Source organism: Amycolatopsis sp. NPDC049159 (genome assembly GCF_040648295.1).
In the GTDB taxonomy this organism is placed as follows: domain Bacteria; phylum Actinomycetota; class Actinomycetes; order Mycobacteriales; family Pseudonocardiaceae; genus Amycolatopsis; species Amycolatopsis pretoriensis_A.
On record NZ_JBEZDL010000002.1, the window covers coordinates 302,098 to 321,513 of the forward strand.

General features: G+C 71.4%; 18 protein-coding genes. 10 read left to right on the top strand and 8 right to left on the bottom strand.

Going from position 1 to position 19,416, the window contains the following annotated elements:
- Positions 1-361 precede the first annotated feature (361 nt).
- Together AB0B33_RS04660 and AB0B33_RS04665 are read left to right on the top strand one after the other, a co-directional pair.
- Positions 362-754 carry a hypothetical protein gene (locus tag AB0B33_RS04660; RefSeq protein ID WP_360766827.1) on the top strand — a complete coding sequence of 131 codons (393 nt, stop codon included), beginning with the start codon at positions 362-364 and terminating at the stop codon, positions 752-754.
- Positions 755-764: 10 nt separating this feature from the next.
- A complete protein-coding gene (locus AB0B33_RS04665; RefSeq protein ID WP_086857625.1) occupies positions 765-1,106 on the top strand; it encodes a DUF3817 domain-containing protein in 342 nt (113 codons plus the stop codon).
- On the opposite strand, the gene AB0B33_RS04670 is transcribed toward AB0B33_RS04665, so the two are convergent.
- On the bottom strand, positions 1,084-2,517 hold the full coding sequence (locus AB0B33_RS04670) for an MFS transporter (protein WP_360766830.1): 1,434 nt from the start codon (positions 2,515-2,517) through the stop codon (positions 1,084-1,086). The two genes, AB0B33_RS04665 and AB0B33_RS04670, sit on opposite strands and share 23 nt — an antisense overlap.
- 136 nt (positions 2,518-2,653) lie before the next feature.
- Between AB0B33_RS04670 and AB0B33_RS04675 the strand changes: the two genes are divergently transcribed.
- Positions 2,654-3,220: a TetR/AcrR family transcriptional regulator gene (locus AB0B33_RS04675; RefSeq protein ID WP_360766833.1), complete on the top strand. Its 567-nt coding sequence runs from the start codon at positions 2,654-2,656 to the stop codon at positions 3,218-3,220.
- A gap of 21 nt (positions 3,221-3,241) precedes the next feature.
- On the opposite strand, the gene AB0B33_RS04680 is transcribed toward AB0B33_RS04675, so the two are convergent.
- Together AB0B33_RS04680 and AB0B33_RS04685 are read right to left on the bottom strand one after the other, a co-directional pair.
- Entirely contained in the window at positions 3,242-4,834 is a 1,593-nt protein-coding gene (locus tag AB0B33_RS04680; RefSeq protein ID WP_360766836.1) for a cation acetate symporter, read from the bottom strand.
- The gene (locus AB0B33_RS04685) at positions 4,831-5,268 is read right to left on the bottom strand and encodes a DUF485 domain-containing protein (protein ID WP_360766839.1); all 438 of its coding nucleotides are present in this window, start codon (positions 5,266-5,268) and stop codon (positions 4,831-4,833) included. Before AB0B33_RS04685 ends, AB0B33_RS04680 begins: the two co-directional genes overlap by 4 nt.
- Positions 5,269-6,271: 1,003 nt before the next feature.
- Between AB0B33_RS04685 and AB0B33_RS04690 the strand changes: the two genes are divergently transcribed.
- The 4 genes from AB0B33_RS04690 to AB0B33_RS04705 are packed head-to-tail and all read left to right on the top strand — an operon-like array spanning position 6,272 to position 12,203.
- Positions 6,272-10,438, top strand: coding sequence for a nitrate- and nitrite sensing domain-containing protein (locus tag AB0B33_RS04690; protein ID WP_360767441.1), 4,167 nt, complete (start codon positions 6,272-6,274; stop codon positions 10,436-10,438).
- Positions 10,435-10,887, top strand: coding sequence for a roadblock/LC7 domain-containing protein (locus tag AB0B33_RS04695; protein WP_247012042.1), 453 nt, complete (start codon positions 10,435-10,437; stop codon positions 10,885-10,887). The genes AB0B33_RS04690 and AB0B33_RS04695 overlap by 4 nt, the downstream gene beginning before the upstream one ends.
- Before the next feature lie 7 nt (positions 10,888-10,894).
- Entirely contained in the window at positions 10,895-11,611 is a 717-nt protein-coding gene (locus AB0B33_RS04700) for a DUF742 domain-containing protein (protein ID WP_360766842.1), read from the top strand.
- Positions 11,612-11,639: 28 nt separating this feature from the next.
- Positions 11,640-12,203, top strand: coding sequence for an ATP/GTP-binding protein (locus AB0B33_RS04705; RefSeq protein ID WP_086861521.1), 564 nt, complete (start codon positions 11,640-11,642; stop codon positions 12,201-12,203).
- 88 nt (positions 12,204-12,291) lie between these two features.
- Here the strand turns inward: AB0B33_RS04705 and AB0B33_RS04710 are convergent, their stop codons facing one another.
- Genes AB0B33_RS04710 through AB0B33_RS04720 form a run of 3 tightly spaced genes read right to left on the bottom strand, consistent with a single transcriptional unit; the run spans position 12,292 to position 13,725 of the window.
- Complete coding sequence (locus AB0B33_RS04710) at positions 12,292-12,951, bottom strand: DUF899 domain-containing protein (RefSeq protein WP_360766846.1); 660 nt, start codon at positions 12,949-12,951, stop codon at positions 12,292-12,294.
- Entirely contained in the window at positions 12,948-13,394 is a 447-nt protein-coding gene (locus tag AB0B33_RS04715) for an SRPBCC domain-containing protein (protein WP_247012036.1), read from the bottom strand. Before AB0B33_RS04715 ends, AB0B33_RS04710 begins: the two co-directional genes overlap by 4 nt.
- Complete coding sequence (locus AB0B33_RS04720; RefSeq protein ID WP_360767444.1) at positions 13,387-13,725, bottom strand: metalloregulator ArsR/SmtB family transcription factor; 339 nt, start codon at positions 13,723-13,725, stop codon at positions 13,387-13,389. The genes AB0B33_RS04715 and AB0B33_RS04720 overlap by 8 nt, the downstream gene beginning before the upstream one ends.
- Positions 13,726-13,869: 144 nt before the next feature.
- On the opposite strand from AB0B33_RS04720, the gene icmF reads away from it, so the two are divergent.
- From icmF to AB0B33_RS04735, 3 genes are all read left to right on the top strand, one after another.
- Positions 13,870-17,133, top strand: coding sequence for a fused isobutyryl-CoA mutase/GTPase IcmF (icmF, locus tag AB0B33_RS04725; RefSeq protein ID WP_360766850.1), 3,264 nt, complete (start codon positions 13,870-13,872; stop codon positions 17,131-17,133).
- A gap of 64 nt (positions 17,134-17,197) precedes the next feature.
- A complete protein-coding gene (locus tag AB0B33_RS04730) occupies positions 17,198-17,479 on the top strand; it encodes a hypothetical protein (protein ID WP_360766852.1) in 282 nt (93 codons plus the stop codon).
- Entirely contained in the window at positions 17,476-17,886 is a 411-nt protein-coding gene (locus AB0B33_RS04735) for a hypothetical protein (protein ID WP_360766855.1), read from the top strand. The genes AB0B33_RS04730 and AB0B33_RS04735 overlap by 4 nt, the downstream gene beginning before the upstream one ends.
- Here the strand turns inward: AB0B33_RS04735 and AB0B33_RS04740 are convergent.
- Positions 17,873-18,646 (bottom strand): hypothetical protein, encoded by a 774-nt coding sequence (locus tag AB0B33_RS04740; protein ID WP_360766858.1) that lies wholly within the window; start codon positions 18,644-18,646, stop codon positions 17,873-17,875. The two genes, AB0B33_RS04735 and AB0B33_RS04740, sit on opposite strands and share 14 nt — an antisense overlap.
- Complete coding sequence (locus tag AB0B33_RS04745; protein ID WP_360766861.1) at positions 18,643-19,344, bottom strand: class I SAM-dependent methyltransferase; 702 nt, start codon at positions 19,342-19,344, stop codon at positions 18,643-18,645. The genes AB0B33_RS04740 and AB0B33_RS04745 overlap by 4 nt, the downstream gene beginning before the upstream one ends.
- Positions 19,345-19,416 lie beyond the last annotated feature (72 nt).

Sequence of the window (19,416 nt, forward strand, 5' to 3'; positions counted from 1 at the left end):
TGGCTCGGTGGGTGATGGGTTCCAGTCGGTTCGCAAGTGGGGCTGGCCATCGTGGCTGCTGGCTCGGTGGGTGATGGGTTCCAGTCGGTTCGCAAGTGGGGCTGGCCATCGTGGCTGCTGGCTCGGTGGGTGATGGGTTCCAGTCGGTTCGCAAGCAGGGCTGACCACCGCGGCTGCCGGCCCGCTGCGCGATGGGCGCCCAGTCCATCCACAAGCAAGGCCCCATGTGGACAACTCGCCCCCGCCGGGCCGCTGAGGCCGGGATCGTCGGTGGCCGCCGATAGACTGGACCAGGGGACGCCCCCCAGGGACAGGGCGGGGGCCGGGCTTCTCTCAGCCGTCCAGTGCTAGCGTCGGACCCGTGCCAGATCCCCGCCCGTCGGCCGCGTCCCCCTGGGGGCGCCGGATCGCGATCGCCGCGACGTGCCTGGTGAGCCTGCTCGTCTGCTGTGGGCTCGCCTGGTGGCAGTGGGACCGCTTCACCTCGGCGAACGGCACCTTCCAGAACCTCGGCTACGTCCTGCAGTGGCCGCTGTTCGGGCTCTTCCCGGCCTTCATGTTCTGGCGGATCCGCCAGCTGCGCCTGAAGGCCGAAGCCGACGGCACCGCGGACGAGAAGCCGGCGCCCGTCGCCGAAGTGCCCGCCCCCCGCCCCTGTCCGGACACCCACGTCTCGGACGAGGACGAGGAGCTGGCCGCGTACAACCGTTACCTGCGCGAGCTGAACGCCCGCGACCAGCAGGCCGCAGAGTGAGGACGACCCGATGACCACCAGCACCGAAGGCGCCCGGACAGCGGTGCCGCTCGCCGGCCCCCTGGTCCGGTTCCGGACCGCCGCCTACGTCACCGGCGTCGGGCTGCTCGGCCTCTGCTTCGTGATGGTGCTGCGCTACGGCTTCGACAACCCGACGCCGTCCGCGGTGTACTCGCCCATCCACGGCGTCCTCTACATGATCTACCTGGTGCTGACCATCGACCTGGCGATCAAGGCCCGCTGGTCGATCAAGGGCACCGTGCTGGTGCTGCTGGCCGGCTGCGTCCCGTTCGTCTCGTTCCTCGTCGAGCGCCGGGTGACGCACAAGGTCAAGGCCGGGCAGAAGCTGTAGCCGCGGCCTGGCGGCGGAACGTCAGCGCCACCAGGAACGTGCAGGCCGCGAACACCGCGGCGGTCCCGAACGCGGCGGTCATCCCGTCGACCGTCAGCTGGGCGCCCGCCGAGCCCGCCGAGCGGGTCACCGAGCCGAACACGGTGATCAGCACGGCCAGGCCGAGCGTGCTGCCGACCTGCTGCATCGTCTGCAGCACGCCGCCCGCCGCGCCCGCGTCCTCGCTGGGCACCGTGGCCATCACGATCACGTTGAGCGGCGCGAACGCCAGCCCGGCGCCGAGCCCCATGAGCAGCAGCGGACCCAGCAACGCGGGGAAGTACGCGCTGCTCGTGGTGAGCGTGGCGAGCCAGCCGACGCCCGCGACCATCATCAGCGAACCGCTGATCGCGAGCGGCTTCGGCCCGTAGCGGGGGAGCAGCCGCGGCACGAGCCGGCTCATGGTGAAGATCAGCGCCGCCATCGGCAGGAACGCGAACCCGGTGGCCAGCGCGGCGTAGTGCCGGATGTCCTGCATGAACTGCGTCAGGAAGAAGAACATCGACATCATCGCCATCGGGCCGAGGAAGAAGTTGACGTAGGCCGCGCTGCGGTTGCGGTCGGCGAACAGGCGCAGCGGGACCAGCGGCAACGCGGTCCGGGCTTCGATCACGACGAACGCCGTCAGCAGCGCCAGGCCGCCGGCGAGCGAGCCGAGCGTCACCGGGCTGCCCCAGCCGTCGGACGCGGCGTGGGTGAAGGCGAACACGAGCGCTCCGACGCCGAAGGTGCCAGTGATCGCGCCGGGCAGGTCCAGGTGGGCCCGCCGGCGGGGCGGCTCGGGGACGAACCTCGGGGCGAGGAGCACGATCGCCAGCCCGAACGGGACGTTGATGAACAGCGCGGCGCGCCACGAGATCCATTCGGTGAGCAGGCCGCCGACGATCAGGCCGATCGCGAAGCCGCCGCTGGACATCGCGGAGAACAGCGCGAGCGCCCGGACGCGGGCCTTGGCCTCGGTGAACGTCGTGGTGACCAGGGCCAGGGTGCTCGGCCCGGCCATGGCGGCGCCGACGCCCTGCAGGACGCGGGCGGCGATGAGCAGCGCGGCCGAGTCGGCGAGGCCGCCGGCCAGCGAGGCGAGGGTGAACAGCGCGGTGCCCGCGACGAACATCCGGCGCCGCCCGAACAGGTCGCCCGCCCGGCCGCCGAGCAGCAGCAGGCCGCCGAAGACGAGGCTGTAGGCGGTCATCACCCAGGACAGGCCGGTGGGGGAGAACCCCAGGTCGGCCTGGATGCGCGGGAGTGCGACGTTCATCACGGTCGCGTCGAGGATGAGCATGAGCTGGCAGGTCAGGATGATCGCGAGGACCAGCCCGCTGCGGTGGGCCGGCGCCGGGACGGGCGCGCGGTGGAGCGTTTGCTGCGACAAGGGATACTCCCCCAAAGGAGCAGGAAGGTAAGCGGAGAGTTTCTCCACTTGGACACGACGCGATAATATGGAGAGCGTCTCCGGATGCGCAAGTGAATTCGGAGAATCTCTCCGGTTACGTGGTGAGGAGGCCGGGATGCCGGGTGGTGACGCGGTCCGTCCGATGCGGGCGGACGCACGGCGCAACTACGAGCGCATCGTCGCGACGGCGAAGGAGCTCTTCACCGCGCAGGGTCCTGACGTGCCGCTGGACGACGTCGCCAAGAAGGCGGGAGTCGGGGCCGGGACGCTCTACCGGCACTTCCCGACCCGCGAGAAGCTGTTCGAAGCGGTCTACCGCGACGAGATCGAAGTGCTCGCCGACCGCGCGTTCGCGCTGCACGACGAGCTGCCGCCGTGGGAGGCGCTGGAAGCGTGGCTGACCGACCAGGTCACCTGGGTCGTCGAGCGGCACAAGCTGGCCACGTTCCTCAAGGAGTCGATCGACTCGGGCTCCGAGACGTTCCAGTACTGCCAGAAGCGGCTGCGGGAAGCGACCGGGGTGCTGGTGGACGCCGCTCAGGACGCGGGGCTGATCCGCGCGGACATCGAGGGTGTCGACGTGCTGCGGCTGGGGCACGGCGCGGGGATGGCGGTGCGCAACTGCAGCCCGGAGGACGGCAGGCGGGTGCTGGCCGTGATCCTGGACGGCCTGCGCGTCTGACGCAGGCCGTCCAGGCGGGGCTCAGCTGCCGATGCCGGTGAGGGAACGGACTTCCATCTCGGCCTGCTTCTCGGCGTCCGCCTTCGGCTTGCCGACCAGCGTGCCGACGAACCCGCACAGGAACGAGAACGGGATCGAGACCAGGCCCGGGTTCTTCAGCGGGAACCAGGCGAAGTCGATGCCCTTGAAGATCGAGTCCGGCGAGCCCGAGACGACCGGCGAGAAGAGCACCAGCAGCAGGCACGCGATCAGGCCGCCGTAGATGCCCCAGAGCGTGCCGGTCGTGTTGAACCGCTTCCAGAACAAGGAGAAGAGCAGCGTCGAGAGGTTCGCCGACGCCGCCACCGCGAACGCCAGCGCCACCAGGAACGCGATGTTCTGCCCGTTCGCCAGGACGCCGCCGACGATCGCGAACACCCCGACGACGATCGCGGTCAGCCGCGCCACCCGGACCTCGTCGGCCGGCTCCGCCTTGCCCCGCTTGAAGATGTTCGCGTAGACGTCGTGGGCGAACGAGGCCGACGCGGTGATCGTCAGCCCGGCCACGACCGCGAGGATCGTCGCGAACGCGACCGCGGCGATGATGCCCAGCAGCAGCGTCCCGCCGACGTGCAGGGCCAGCAGCGGCGCCGCCGAGTTCTCGCCGCCGGGCGCGGCCTTGATCTCGTCCGCGCCGACCAGCGCGGCCGCGCCGAAGCCGATCACCAGCGTGCACAGGTAGAAGAGGAACATGCACGCCGTCGCCCAGACGACGCTTCGCCGCGCCTCACGGGAGTTCGGCACCGTGTAGAAGCGCATCAGCACGTGCGGCAGCGCCGCCGCGCCGAGGACCAGCGCCAGCGCGAGCGAGACGAAGTCCAGCTTGGTGGTGCCGTTCTTGCCGTACGAGCCGCCCGGCTCGAGGAGCTTGTCGCCGAGCGGGCTGTTCTCGGCCGCCGAGGAGAGCAGGTTCGAGAACGAGAAGCCGAACTTGCCGAACAGGAACACCGTGAGCAGCGCGCCGCACAGCAGCAGGATGGTCGCCTTGATGATCTGCACCCACGTGGTGCCCTTCATGCCGCCGACCAGCACGTAGAGCACCATGACCAGCCCGACGACGCCGATCACCAGCGCCTGGCCGAGCTTGGAGTGCACGTTCAGCAGCAGCGCCACCAGGCCGCCGGCGCCCGCCATCTGCGCCAGCATGTAGAAGAAGGAGATGACCAGCGTCGACGTCGCGGCCGCCGCGCGGACCGGGCGCTGCTTCATCCGGAAGCTGAGCACGTCGCCCATCGTGAAGCGGCCGGTGTTGCGCAGCAGCTCGGCGATCAGCAGCAGGTCGACCAGCCAGGCAACGAGGAAGCCGATCGAATAGAGGAAGCCGTCGTAGCCGTGGATCGCGATGGCGCCGGCGATCCCGAGGAAGGACGCCGCCGACAGGAAGTCGCCGGAGAGGGCGATGCCGTTCTGGCGGCCGGTGAACGCGCTGCCCGCGGCGTAGTAGTCCGCCGTGGAGGAGTTCCGGCTGCTGGCGCGGTAGACGACGTACAGCGTGATGGCGACGAACAGGGCGAACACGGCCGTGTTGACGATCGGGTTGCTGGCGGGCACTCCGCCCGCGGCGAGGGCGGTCACCGGCGCGGCCCTTCCGGCACGCCCGCGCGGGCGCGCAGCTCGGCCACGCGGGGGTCGACGTGGCGGCGCGCGTAGCGGAGGTAGAGCCAGGTGACCAGCGCGGTGCTGGCGAACTGGCCGATGCCGAGCACGATGCCGACGTTGACCTGGCCGAACACCTTGCGGCTCATGAAGTCGTGCGCGTAGGCGGCCAGCAGCACGTACGTCATGTACCAGGCGAAGAAGGCGAGGCTCATCGGGAAGACGAACCCGCGGAACCGGCGGCGCAGCGCGACGAACTCGCGGCTGGCCTGGATCCCGGTGTAGTCGGGGCCGGTGGGAGCGGCGGGCCGCCGCTGCGGGGCGCCCGGCGGGCGCTCCCCGCTGAAGAGGGCCGGCATCCGGCCGGTCTCCTCGAGGGCGTTGCCCGTCGCTGGTCGCGCGACGTCGTACATGGGTGCCTCCGGCAGAGAGCCTGGCGTGGCGGCGGGACGCGGTGCCCCGCGGCGGGGCGCCGGCCGCCCTTGCGGTCTGCGAGGCGAACATCGTAACTACGCCGTCCGGCGGAGTCCGAAGGCGGCCGGGCGGTTCCGGGTCCGGCAGCACCGGGTATTCGGTTTCCCGTCGAATCCGTCGAATGCGCTTTCGGTGGCGAGATCACGGGCAGATCACTCGTAATGATGAGAAGAATTGTGACGCGACGTTGTCGCGTTCGGCCTACGCTGCGGCGAATGAGGTAACCGGGCGGGGCTCGGGTGACCTTCGATCACTCCGGGTAGGCGAAGTAAGGTCCGATGGCGCCGAAGAGGGTCCTCCCGCGGCGGGCGTGGCGACGAAGATCCACTGGTAGGCGCGGGTTCTCGTCAGAAATCACCAGGTCGGGTCACGGCAGGCCGCAACGCCACAAGATCGGGCACATCTTGAGACTTGACCCACCCGTTGGGGGTACAGAGTGTAGATCGTCCGAGGTATGCTGCTCCCCTGTCTGGGCTAATCGGGTGACGACCGGATGCCTGGGTGAGGCTTGTCCGGTAACCGGAATTCCCCCTTTGGGAGCGGGATCGGCGGGGTTCTCGGCCGGTGCTCCGCTTTTCGCAGGTCAGCGCCCGAGCGGACGACAAAATTGACCGGCCCGACCGCGGGGGTACGATTCTTTGGCCCAGCTGACCGCAGCGATCGATTGGCACCGATAAAGTTGATCTCGACAACCGTGCAGAACGCAACTTGCGACGTGCACGTGCACAGTCCCTTGCACGGGACGTCGGGGCGGTGCCTGCCCGGAAACGGGCGCGCGGACGGCGGGGCTGCCGGGGGCGAGCGAGGGCGACGGCGAAGTGGCAGGGTGCGGACGGCGCGGCCGTCCGGGCGCCCGCCGCGAGCCGGCACGCCGCGCCGCCGACGCGGATCCATGACGCCGGACAGGGAGTCACTCACGTGACCGTTGCAGGAGAAGGTCAGGTGCCCGTGGGGGAGCTGCTCGGCCGAGCGCCCCGGCGGTCGAAGGGGAAGGCCCTGTGGCACGCGCTCGTGCACTGGCGCGACTGGAGCCTTCCCGTCAAGCTCTCGGCCGTCACCGTCGTGCCCATCGTCATCGCGCTGGTGCTCGGCATCACGACGATCGCGGCCCAGGTCGGCCGCTCGGACGAATACCAGCGGCTCGACCGGCTCGTCGCGCTCGGCGGCCAGGTCCGCGCGCTCACCGGCGCCCTGCAGCAGGAGCGCACGGTCACCGCGGCGATGCTGACCGACGGCACCGTCGGCGGCACCCCCGAGCTCGCGGCGGCCCGCAAGGCCACCGACGCGGCGGTCGGCCCGTTCACCGCCGCCCAGTCCCGCGCGGCCGCCATCGAACCGGGCGTCGCGGGTGCCGCCGGCGCCGCCACCTCGCAGCTGGGCAACCTCGACTTCCTGCGCCGCCAGGTCGACGGCGGCCAGCTCGACCCCGGCCAGGCCATCACGGCGTTCTCCGACCTCGCGAAGCCGCTCGTCGCCCTCGACACCGCGGCCACCGCGGGCGCCGGCGACGGCACGCTCGGCGGCACCCCCGCCGGTCTGCACGAACTCCTCGTCGCGGGCGAGCAGGTGTCGGTCAGCCAGGCGCTGGTGTCCTTCGGCATCGCGCGCGCCGGGCTTTCGCCGAGCGAGCTCGCCACCCTCCGCGCCGCCGAGCTGCGCCTCGGCGACCGGCTCGTCGACTTCCGCTCCGCGGCGGGCGACACGTTGCAGCGCGACTTCGCGGCCATCGCCGAAGGCTCGCAGGCGCAGAGCCGCGCCCGGATGGTCGAGTCGGTGCTGAACGCGCCGAGCGGCGCGGTCGACGACGCCTTCCGGACGCTGTCGCCCCAGGACTGGAACGCCGCGTCCGGCGCGATGCGCACGCAGATCGGGCAGGTCGCCGACCGGCTCGGCGGGGCGGCGTCGGCGACGTCTGCCGAGCTGGTCGACGAGTCCAGCAGCGGTGCGGGCCTGCTCGCCGTGCTGCTGTTCGGCGCGATGGTGCTCGCCGTCGCGGTCGTCTTCCTCATCACCCGCCAGCTGCTGCGCTCGCTGAAGGTGCTGCGCCGCAGCGCCCTCGACGTCGCCGAGAACGCGCTGCCGGAGGCCGTCCGCAACATCCAGGAGGGCCGCGCGCAGGGCACCGACGTCCGGCCGGTCCCGGTGCAGACCGACGACGAGGTCGGCGAGGTGGCGCGCGCGTTCGACAAGGTGCACCACCAGGCGCTGCGGCTGGCGACCGAGCAGGCCGCGATGCGCACCGGCTACGGCAGCGTCTTCGTCAACCTTTCGCGGCGCAGCCAGAGCCTGGTCCAGCGGCAGCTGCAGCTGATCGAGCAGCTCGAGCGGGACGAGGAGGACGCCGACCAGCTGGCGACGCTGTTCCAGCTCGACCACCTCGCCACCCGGATGCGGCGCAACAACGAGAACCTGATGGTGCTCTCGGGCGCCGAGCCGGGCCGCCGGTCGGGGAAGCCGGTCGGCACGACGGACATGCTGCGCGCCGCGGTGTCGGAGATCGAGCAGTACCAGCGGGTCCAGGTCCAGCCGCCGCCCCCGGCGCGGATCGTCGGCTACGCGGCGAGCGACCTGATGCGCCTGGTCGCCGAGCTGCTGGACAACGCCACGGCGTTCTCCGCGCCGGAGACGTCGGTGACGGTGGCGTCGCGGCTGGGCGAGGACGGCTCGCTCAACATCGACATCCTCGACAAGGGCATCGGCATGAACGAGACCGAGGTCGCCGAGGCGAACACCCGGCTGACCGAGGCGGGCTCGGTCGACCTGGCCACCTCGCGCCGGATGGGCTTGTTCGTCGTCGGCCGCCTGGCCAGCAGGCACCGCATCGGGGTCTCGTTGCACGGCGGCAAGGACATCGTCGGCGTCCGCGCCACGGTCGTCGTCCCGGCGGACCTGGTGATGCCGGTGACCGACGGCCCGGCGACCGGCCCGATCGGCGCCCTCCAGCAGCACCCGGCCAGCCCCGCGGCGGGCAACCGCCTGCCGCGCCGCCAGGTCAACGGCCACTCCCGCCCGCGCCCGGTCGTCCCGCAGCAGCCGGCGATGGGGGAGGAGCGCTGGCCGTCGGCGAGCGACCTCGCGGGCCTCTCGGACCCGCGCCCGCCCTCGGACCTGGAGATCTCCGGGACGGCGCTGTTCGCCCCCCTCCCGAAGGACGACGACACCCCGCCGTCGCCGCCCCGCCCGACGTTGCCCGCGGTGCTGCCGGTGCCCCCGCAGCCGCCGAAGCAGCCGAAGCCGGACGAGCTGCCGGCGGGCAAGGACCTGTTCTCCGCCAACGAGACGACGCTGAGCGACTGGTGGCGGCAGGCAACGGCAACCCCGCCGGCCGCCCCGGCCCCCGAGCCGGCCCCGGACCGGTCGGAGACGACCCCGATCTTCGACGAGATGCTGTCGGCGTGGTTCCGCGAGGACAAGCCGGCCGCCGCTCCGGCGACCCCGGTCACTCCTGCTCCTTCGGCCCCCGCCTCGGCTCCTTCGGCCGAGGAACCGGCCGCGGCGGAAGCGGAACCGCAGGAGCGACGCAGCTGGGACTTCGCGAGCGACGAGAACTTCCGCACGGTCCAGGCCCGGTCCCAGGCCGCCCCGACGGCGTTCACGGAGGCGGGCCTCCCGCGCCGCCGCCGAGGCGAGCAGCTGATGCCGGGCAGCGCGGTCCCGCCCCCGGCCGCCCCCACCCCGGCGCCGTCCCGCCCGGAACTCCCGGTCCGCGACCCGGCGGACGTCCGAGGCCGCCTGAGCAGCTTCCAGCAGGGCGTGACCCGTGGCCGCCAGCAGGCCCGCCAGTCGAAGCCCCCAGCAGCCGGCACCGAGGGCGCGACACCGGCCACGGCCGCCCAGCCGGGCACGACTACTCCGGCACCCCAGCCGGGCGCGGGCGATCCGGCACCTCAGCAGGCAGCGGGTCTTTCGCCTGCGCACCAGCCGGGCACCGACGAGCCGGCGGTGGGCGCTTCGGCCACGCAGGCAAGCGCGGACCAGCCGACCGGCCCGCAGCCGGAGACGGCGGCCCATCAGAGCGCTTCCGCCGCGCACCCGACCACCGGCACCGACAAGCAGCCCGCCGGCTCCCAGTCGAACGGCCTGCCCCAACCCCGCCGCGAGTCGCCGGCGGACCAGAGCGGCCAGCCCGGGCCCGGCCCGGCCGGCGCTCAGCCGAACGGCCTGCTTCAGCCGGGTCAGGCAGGCGCTGAGCCGAACGGTCTGCCCCAGCCGGGTCAGGCGGGTGCCCTGCCGAACGGTCTGCCCCAGCCGGGTCAGGCGGGTGCCCTGCCGAACGGCTTGCCCCAGCCGGGTCAGGCGGGTGCCCTGCCGAACGGTCTGCCCCAGCGGGGTCAGGCGGGTGCCCTGCCGAACGGCTTGCCCCAGCCGGGTCAGGCAGGCGCTGAGCCGAACGGTCTGCCCCAGCCGGGCCAGGCGGGTGCCCTGCCGAACGGCCTGCTTCCGCCGGGGCGGCCGAACGGCCTGCCCCGACCGGGCCAAGCCGGTGCCCAGCCGAACGGGCTGCCTCAGCGGGGCCAGGCGGGTGCTCAGCCGAACGGCCTGCTGCAGCCCGGCCAGGCAGGCGCCCAGCCGAACGGCGCGCCCCAGCCGACCCCGCCCGGCGCTCCGAACGGCCTGCCCCAGCGCGGCCAGACCGCGCCCCCACCGGCCACCGACCTCCACCCCCCGGCGCAACCGCCGTCCGACGAGCCGGAAGTCCTCGCCACCGGCCGCCCCAGCGCCCCGCCGTCGTCGCTGCCCTCGCGCCGCGGCGCCGGGGCGGAAACCCCGGAGACCCCCGAAACCCCCGTCCCCCGCGAGGAAACCTCCGCCGTCGAGGTCACCACCGAGTGGAACTTCGGGACCGATGACGGGTGGCGGGCGGTGCAAGCGGTGTCCCAGTCGGCACCCGCCACATTCACTTCGGCAGGATTGCCCCGGCGCCGTCGCGGGGAGCAGCTGCTTCCGGGCAGCGCCGGACCGCCCACCGGAGCCACGGCTCCCCGACCACAACGGGACGCGCACGACGTGCGCGGCCGCCTGCGGAGCTTCCAGCAGGGCATCGAGCGTGGACGCCACCGCACCGCACAGGCGGCCGAGACCAACCACGAGACACTGGAGGGTGAATGAACTCGCCGAGTAGCGCCCAGCCGACGCAGAACCAGTTCGGCTGGCTGGTGAACGACTTCGCGGAGCGGGTGCCCGGCGTGGCCCACGCCGTGGTCGTCTCGGCGGACGGCTTGCTGCTGACCGCGTCGAACCGGCTCCCGCTCGACCGGGCCGACCAGCTCGCCGCGGTCGCTTCGGGTCTGGTCAGCCTCACCCAGGGCGCCGCCCGCTGCTTCGAGGCCGGCGCGGTCAACGAGACCGTCGTCGAGATGGAACTGGGGATCATGGTGCTGATGTCGATCAGCGACGGGTCCTGCCTCGCCATCCTCGCCGCCCCCAACTGCGACATCGGCCAGGTCGCCTACGAGATGACGATGCTCGTGGACCGGGTCGGCCAGATCCTCACGCCGGAGCTGCGCGCCCAGCTTCAGGGCTCCGGTGGGTCGCTGATCGGCGAACCGGTGGGATGATGGCGCGATGAGCACGGGGTCCGGATTCAACGGCGAACCACCCGAGGGCCAGCAGCCCGCCGGGCGTGGGGACGACGGCACGTTCGCCGACGTCCTCAACGGGTTCACCCTGGATTCCGGCCGTGCCCGCCGGAAGCGCAAGAAGAGCAAGGAGTCCCCGCCACCCCCGGCCGCCGGTGCGCACGCGGCCGCGGAACCGCCGGCGCCCGCGCCGTCGGCCGACCCAGGAGATCGCGTGACCTCTTTAGTCTCTCCACCCGGCAGTACCGACGGGGACAGCCCGCGACCTGGTGGTTTGTTCGATCCGGGGCCACCCAGCGGCGAGTTCGTGATGCCCGCGGTGTTCGAGCAGCCGCCCGCGCCGGAGGAGCTGACGGCCATCGTCCGGCCCTACGCGCTGACCGGCGGCCGCACTCGGGCAAACTACGCCCTGGAGCTGGAGACACTGATCTCCGCGAAGGACTACGCTGCCACCGGTGGCTTCCCCGAAGTGGCCGCGGAGCAGATCGAGTGCATCTCGATCATGGAAGAGTGCCGGACCCCCCGTTCGGTCGCCGAGATCGTGTCGGCCTTGCGGGTGCCACTGGGTGTGGCCCGGGTGCTGATCAGCGACGCGGCCGACGCGGGGCTGGTCACGGTGCACAAGACGATTACGGGCAATGACGGCGCCGAGGCACATCTGGTGTTGATGGAAAGGGTTTTGAGTGGACTCCGTCGGCTATAAGGCACCGCGGGACACCGCGCCCCCGACCATGACATCCGCCAAGATCGTGGTGGCTGGCGGGTTCGGAGCGGGGAAGACGACCTTCGTCGGGTCGGTGTCGGAGATCGTGCCGCTGACCACCGAGGCGATGATGACCGACGCCAGCGTCGGCGTCGACAACCTCGACCACACGCCGGGCAAGTCGACGACGACGGTGGCGATGGACTTCGGGCGCGTCTCCCTGGACGCGGACCTGATCCTCTACCTGTTCGGCACCCCCGGCCAGCAGCGGTTCTGGTTCATGTGGGACGACCTCGTCCGCGGTGCGATCGGCGCGGTGGTGCTCGCCGACACGCGCCGGCTCGCGGACTCGTTCGCCCCGATCGACTTCTTCGAGGACCGGGGACTGCCGTACATCGTCGGCGTCAACACGTTCGACGGCGTGCTGGAGCACGACATCAACGACGTCCGCGAGGCGCTGTCGATCGACCCGAACATCCCGATCGTCCGCTGCGACGCGCGGGACCGCGAGTCGACCAAGCAGACGCTCATCACGCTGGTCGAGTACGCCATGCGGCAGTGGATCGCGTTGCGGGCGGCCAACGCCCGCTGACGCCACACGGGCCCGGGGAACACCCCGGGCCCGGCGCCGCGCACACCCGGTGGATCGTCGGCCGGCGTCGCCCGCCCGCGGGCAGGCGTCAGTATTCGTCGTGCCGGCGCCACCAGGCACCGGGACCGTCGTCGCCCCGGCTCTCCTCTTCCCACGCCTCCTGGCGCCCCAGCGGCGTGACGTCGAGGTAGCGGTGCGAGGCGAGGAACATCTCGCCGCCGCGGTTGCTGGTGAAGTACGTCCGGTACACGTCGTCGCCGGTGCGCAGGAACACGCTGATCCCGAAGCCCATGCCGACGCCGCAGTCCTCGGTGAAGTCGCTGCCGTGCGCGGACACCCACGGCACGTCCCAGCCCATCCGGGCCTTGTAGCTCTCGATCTCGGCGAGCGTCGCCGGCGCGACGACCTGGAGCGTGACGTCGCGGTCGTGCAGGTGGGCCAGGTGCGGCATGTTGTCGACGAGCAGGGAGCAGCCGGGGCAGCCCGCTTCGTCGCCCGGGTGCAGCATGAAGTGGTAGACGATCAGCTGGGGCCGTCCGTCGAACAGGTCCAGCAGGCTCTTCTTCCCCTCCGTCGATTCGAAGACGTACGGCTTCGTGAACGGGACCATCGGCAGCCGGCGGCGTTCGGCGGCGAGGTGGTCCGCCGCCTTCATGTGCTCCTTCTCCTTGACGAGCAGTGCGTCGCGCGCGGCCTGCCACTCCTCCGGCGAGACGATCTCGGGCAGGGCGTGCTGGGTGGCGGTCATCGGTCTTCCTCTCCTCGGTGGTGGATGAAGCCGGCCAGGTCGTCGAAGCTGGAGGTCCAGCCGCCGTGGTGGTCGTCGCGGTCGGCGGCGGCGGGGAAGCCGGCTTGGACGAAGGTCATCTCCGTCTTGCCGTCCAGATCGGCGAAGTCGATCGTCACGAGGGTCTCGGCACGCAGGTCGCCCTCGGTGTCCCAGGTGAAGGTGAATACGAGCCGCTCGGGGGCGGTGATCTCGCGGTAGGTGCCGTGCATCCAGTGCTCGTCGCCTTCGGGGGAGCGGATGCACGCCCGCCAGGCGCCGCCCGGCCGCGTCGCGAGCGTGACGGCGCAGCCGGTGTAGCCGTGCGGGCCGAGCCAGCTCGCCAGCTGGTCGGGGTCGGTCCAGGCGGCGAAGACGAGCTCGCGGGGTGCGTCGAAGACGCGGGTGATGGTCAGCTCAGGCATGCTCGCCCCCGCTCCGCAGCGAGCGCAGGTGCTCGTCGAGGCGGTCGAACCCGTCGTCCCAGAACGGGCGGTAGGCCGCCACCCAGTCGGCGACGTCTTCCAGGGGCTTCGCCGCCAGCCGGCAGGGCCGCCACTGGCGCGTGCGGCCGCGGGTGATGAGCCCGGCCTGCTCCAGCACCTTGAGGTGCCGCGAGACGGCGGGCAGGCTCATCGGGAACGGCTCGGCGAGCTCGTTCACCGTCGCCTCGCCCGCCGAAAGCCGGGCGAGGATGGCGCGCCGGGTCGGGTCGGCGAGGGCCGCGAACGTGCGGCTCAGGTGGTCCGTGGGCATGGTCATTTCAGCACCTTGTTAATTAACGACTACGTTGAACATAGACCCCAGCAGCGCACTGTCAAGGTTGCGGCGAGCGGTGCTGAGAGCCGTGTCACTGGTCCTCGGGTTTCCAACAGTAGGAAGTCAAAGTATTTTTAGGGGATGAGCAGTGAGCTGTACCGCCCCGCGCACCCCGTCCGGTTCGTCACGGCGTCGAGCCTCTTCGACGGCCACGACGCGTCGATCAACATCATGCGGCGGATCCTGCAGTCGCAGGGCGCGGAGGTCGTGCACCTCGGCCACAACCGCTCGGTCGACGAGGTGGCCACCGCCGCCATCGCCGAGGACGTCCAGGGCGTCGCCATCTCCGCCTACCAGGGCGGGCACGTCGAATACTTCTCGTACCTGGTCGAGTTGCTGCGCGAGCGCGGCGCCGGCCACATCAAGGTCTTCGGCGGCGGGGGCGGGGTGATCGTGCGCGAGGAGATCGACCTGCTGCACTCGCGCGGCGTCGCCCGCATCTTCTCGCCCGAAGACGGCTACGAGATGGGCCTGCCGGGCATGATCAACTCGATGATCGAGGCCTGCGACACCGACCTCGCGGCCGAGGGCCCGGCGCTGGACAAGGTGCTCTCCGGGGACGTCCCCGCGCTCTCGCGGGTCATCACCCAGCTGGCGGCCGGACGGCTGCCCGGCGAGCTGCTCGACGGCATCACCGAAGCCGCGTCCGGGCGGACGGTCCCGGTGCTCGGCATCACCGGCACCGGTGGCTCCGGCAAGTCGTCGCTCACCGACGAGCTGGTCCGCCGCTTCCGCCTCGACCAGGAGGACAAGCTGCGGATCGCGGTGCTCGCGGTCGACCCGTCGCGGCGCAAGGGCGGCGGCGCGCTGCTCGGCGACCGCATCCGGATGAACTGCCTCGACAACGGGCCCGCCGGCCCTGGAGGCACTGGCACAGCGCCGGTGTTCTTCCGCTCGCTGGCCACGCGCACGACGTCGGGGGAGATCCCGGCCGGGCTGCGCGAGTCGATCCTGGCCTGCAAGGCCGCCGGCTACGACCTGGTGATCGTCGAGACGCCGGGCATCGGCCAGGGCGACGCCGGGATCGTCGACTTCGTGGACGAGTCGCTGTACGTGATGACGCCTGAGTTCGGCGCCGCGTCGCAGCTGGAGAAGATCGACATGCTCGACTTCGCCGACGTCGTCGCGATCAACAAGTTCGAGCGCCGCGGCGCCGAGGACGCCCGCCGCGACGTCGCGCGCCAGCTGGTGCGCAACCGCGAGGCCTTCTCGGAAGGCCCCGAAGACATGCCGGTGTACGGCACGAGCGCGGCGAAGTTCAACGACGACGGCGTCACCGCGCTGTACCAGCACCTGCGCGGCATGCTGGCCGAGCGCGGGCTGACCGTTTCTTCGGGCACGCTGCCCCGCGTGGAAGGCAAGGTGTCCACGGACGCCTCGACGATCATCCCCGGCAACCGTGCGCGGTACCTGGCCGAGATCGCCGACTCCGTGCGCGGCTACCACGCGAAGACCGAGCAGCAGGTCGCCGCGGTCCGCAAGCGCAACGCGCTGGCGTTGACGCGCGAGGAACTGTCCAAGGTGGACGCCGCGACCGACGCGCTCGACGGGCTGCTCGCCGCGGCCGAGTCCGATGTGGACGGCGAGTCGGCAAAGCTCCTGGCGCGCTTCCGCGAGCTGGCCGAGGAGTACCGCCAGGACGAGCTGGTCGTGAAGATCCGCGACAAGGAGCTGCGCACGCAGCTGTGGCGCGACACGCTGTCGGGCAACCGGATCCCGCGCGTCGCCCTGCCGCGGTACGGCGAGGACGGCGAGCTGCTGTCGTTCCTGCGCCGCGAGCACCTGCCCGGATACTTCCCGTACACCGCGGGCGTTTTCCCGTTCAAGCGCGAGGGCGAGGACCCGGCGCGGATGTTCGCCGGCGAAGGCGACGCGTTCCGCACCAACCGCCGGTTCAAGCTGCTCTCGGCCGACTCCGAGGCGAAGCGGCTCTCGACGGCGTTCGACTCCGTGACCCTGTACGGCCACGACCCCGACACGCGCCCTGACATCTACGGCAAGGTCGGCACGTCGGGCGTGTCCATCGCGACGGTCGAGGACATGAAGGCCCTTTACGACGGCTTCGACCTGACCGCGCCGAACACGTCGGTGTCGATGACGATCAACGGCCCGGCGCCGACGATCCTGGCCTTCTTCCTCAACACGGCGATCGACCAGAAGCTCGACGCGTTCCGCGTCGAGCACGGCCGCGAGCCGTCCGACGCCGAGGCCGCCGAGCTGCGTTCGTGGACGCTGCAGAACGTCCGCGGCACCGTGCAGGCCGACATCCTCAAGGAAGACCAGGGCCAGAACACCTGCATCTTCTCCACCGAGTTCAGCCTCCGGATGATGGCCGACATCCAGGAGTGGTTCATCGAGCACCACCTGCGCAACTTCTACTCGGTGTCGATCTCCGGCTACCACATCGCCGAGGCCGGTGCGAACCCGATCTCGCAGCTGGCCTTCACGCTGGCCAACGGCTTCACCTACGTCGAGTCGTACCTGGCCCGCGGCATGGACGTGGACTGTTTCGCGCCGAACCTGTCGTTCTTCTTCTCCAACGGCATGGACGCGGAGTACTCGGTCCTCGGCCGGGTGGCCCGCCGGATCTGGGCGGTGGCGATGCGCGACCGCTACGGCGCGAACGAGCGGTCGCAGAAGCTGAAGTACCACGTGCAGACGTCCGGGCGCTCGCTGCACGCGCAGGAGATGAGCTTCAACGACATCCGCACCACGCTGCAGGCGCTGTGCGCGCTGTACGACAACGCGAACTCGTTGCACACCAACGCTTTCGACGAGGCGATCACGACGCCGTCGGAGTCGTCGGTGCGCCGCGCGATGGCCATCCAGATGATCATCAACAAGGAATGGGGCCTGTCGAAGAACGAGAACCCGCTGCAGGGCTCGTTCGTCATCGACGAGCTGACGGACCTGGTCGAGGAAGCGGTCCTGGCGGAGTTCGACCGCATCTCCGAGCGCGGCGGCGTCCTGGGCGCGATGGAGACGGGCTACCAGCGCGGCCGGATCCAGGACGAGTCCATCCTGTACGAGCGCAAGAAGCACGACGGCTCCCTGCCGATCATCGGCGTCAACACTTTCCGCAACCCGAACGCGGGCGAGGACGACATCGAGGTCGAACTGGCCCGCGCGACGGAGGACGAGAAGAAGTCCCAGCTCGAGCGCCTGGCGGACTTCCAGCACCGCCACCACGAGGAAGCCCAGCAGGCCCTGAAGGCGTTGCGCGAAGCGGCGACTCGGGGCGGGAACCTGTTCGGGGTGCTGATGGACGCGGCGCGGGTGTGTTCACTGGGCCAGATCACGGAGGCGTTCTTCGAGGTCGGGGGCCAGTACCGGCGGAACGTCTGAGCCAGGCCGTCTCTGGCGCGCGTGGATCGTCTTCAGCCGCCGGCCGCCGGCGGGCAACGATCTGGTGGACATCGCCATGAAGTCTTCGACCACTTCAAAGAGGTCAAGGCCCGTGCTGATGCCGTACGAGGGACCTTACGACCGCTGGGCGAAGATCGCCGCGAACGGTTGTGAAGCCGTTCGCGAGCCGGAGCTGGACGCGGAACTCGCGGCGGACGCGCGGATCGCCTTCGACCCGAAGCCCGAAATGTGGCGGCCGACGGGCAAGCACGAGGAAGTCCGTGCGCTTGGGGTGTCGGCGCTCGCCTTCGACGAGGACAAGGTCCGGTTGGCTCGCCACCCGTGAGTTCCGGGGAGTTGCCCGAACTCGAGTGGGGCAACTGCTCCAACCACGTCGTCGTCGACCGGCTCAGCCGATTGGCGCGATCTCGAAGCCCGCCGGGGCAGGCGCCCGCTCCGGCGCCGCTCCCGGCCGCGAAGCTCCGATCTGCTCGCGTTCGTGAAGCCGGGATCGCCTCCCTGGGCCGCGTGACGACCCGGATCGCCCGCAAGGACAAGCTCTTCACCTCCGACCACCGGACCGTCGACTTCGACCCGTACGACGGCGTTCCGGGACTGCTCGTGGCCCTCGACGAGATCGAACGCCGCTACCGCGGTCAGCTGTCCTTCCCGCTGCACGTGAACATCCGGCTGATCCGGCAGTGGCTCGACCGGGATCCGGTGGGCGCGGCGGCGTGGCTCAAGCTGAGCTGAGCCGCAGGTACGCCCGGTCGTCGAACGAGTCGGCTCCGGGCCGCAGCCCCTTCGTCTCCGGGGGATCCTCGATCATCAACGGGTCCCGCGCCAGCCGTTCGGCGAGCAGCCGCTCGGCCTCGGCCAGCGTCGCCGCCGGCTCCGGGTACCCGTCCGTGGCGAGCACGACCTCCTGCACCGCGGCCGGCACCGGGATCACCTCGACGAACAGGTCGGGCACGTCCCGCCCGTCCACCGCCCCGCCGCCGTGAGGCCGGTTGCGCAGCCCGACGAGCGCGCGCAACAGCTCCTGCACCGCCGCCCGCCCCGGGTCCTCCGCCAGCAACTCCGCCGCCGGGACCCCCTCCGCCAGATACCGCCGCACCACGAGGGCGCGGGCCTCGGCCACCACCCGCTCGCCCGACGGCCGTGGCGGCGCCGGGACGCCGTCGAGCAGGATCCGGGCTTCCCCGACGCGCCAGATCTCGCGCCGGGGCCGGAAGAGCACGCAGAACGTCACCGCGGACCCCAGTCCCGCGCCGCCCGCCCAACCCCGCACGAGCGCCGTCGCGCTGTCGACCGCCTCACGAGCCGTGCACCCGGCCGCGAGCCCGGCCAAGTGCCCCGCGACGGCTTCGGCGAGCTCGGCGCCGTCCGGGCCGGTGTCCCACGGCTTCTTCGTCGCCCCATCGGCGACCCCGGCCACGTGCTCGCCGACGATCAGCCGGTCCGCGCAGGGTTCGGTGGCGGTGCGGGGGACGAGCGCCGACTCGACGATCACCCGGCCGAACGTACCGCCTTCAGCCGCCAGACCGGGACCAGCACGCGCCCGTCCGCGTCGGTCTTCATCGCCTGCAGCCCGGCCGGGTCCGCGTCCAGGACCACCCGGACGCTCTGCCGCAGCTCCGCCGGCGTCATCGACGTCGTGTAGAGCGTCGGCTCGAGGACCTCGATCGTCCAGTTCTCGCCGACCGTCTCCCGCAGGTTGGCCTCGCTGATCAGGTACGGCGCCGGGAACGCGTCCGGGAGCTCCGTCGAGAAGGCGAACAGGTGCAGCCGCGCGCCCGGCCGCGCCGCGCGGGTCAACGCCGCTAGGTAGCTGTGCCGCTCTTCCTCGCTCAGGCAGTGGTAGAGCGCGCTGTCGAGGACCGTGTCGAACCGGCCTTCGTACCCTTCGAGCTTCGTCGCGTCGGCGACGGCGAACTCGATGTCGAGGCCCTTCTCGGCGGCGCGCGCACTGGCCTGGGCGATCGCCGACGGGGCGCCGTCCAGCCCGGTCACGCGCAGGCCGCGCGAGGCGAGGAACGCGGAGTTGTCGCCGAGCCCGCAGCCGATGTCGAGCACGTCGCCGCCGAACTCGCCGGCGTCGGCCAGCGCGACCACCGCGGGCTGCGGCGCGCCCAGGTCCCACGGCATCTTCCGGCCGATCGGCGTGGTGCCCTGGTAGAGCTCCTCGAAGTCGAGGCCCTGTACGTCCATGACCGCCCCCTTATTCAACGTATGATGAGATGACTTCATCGTGCACCCGCTGTCAAGACGGTGGTACTCCTG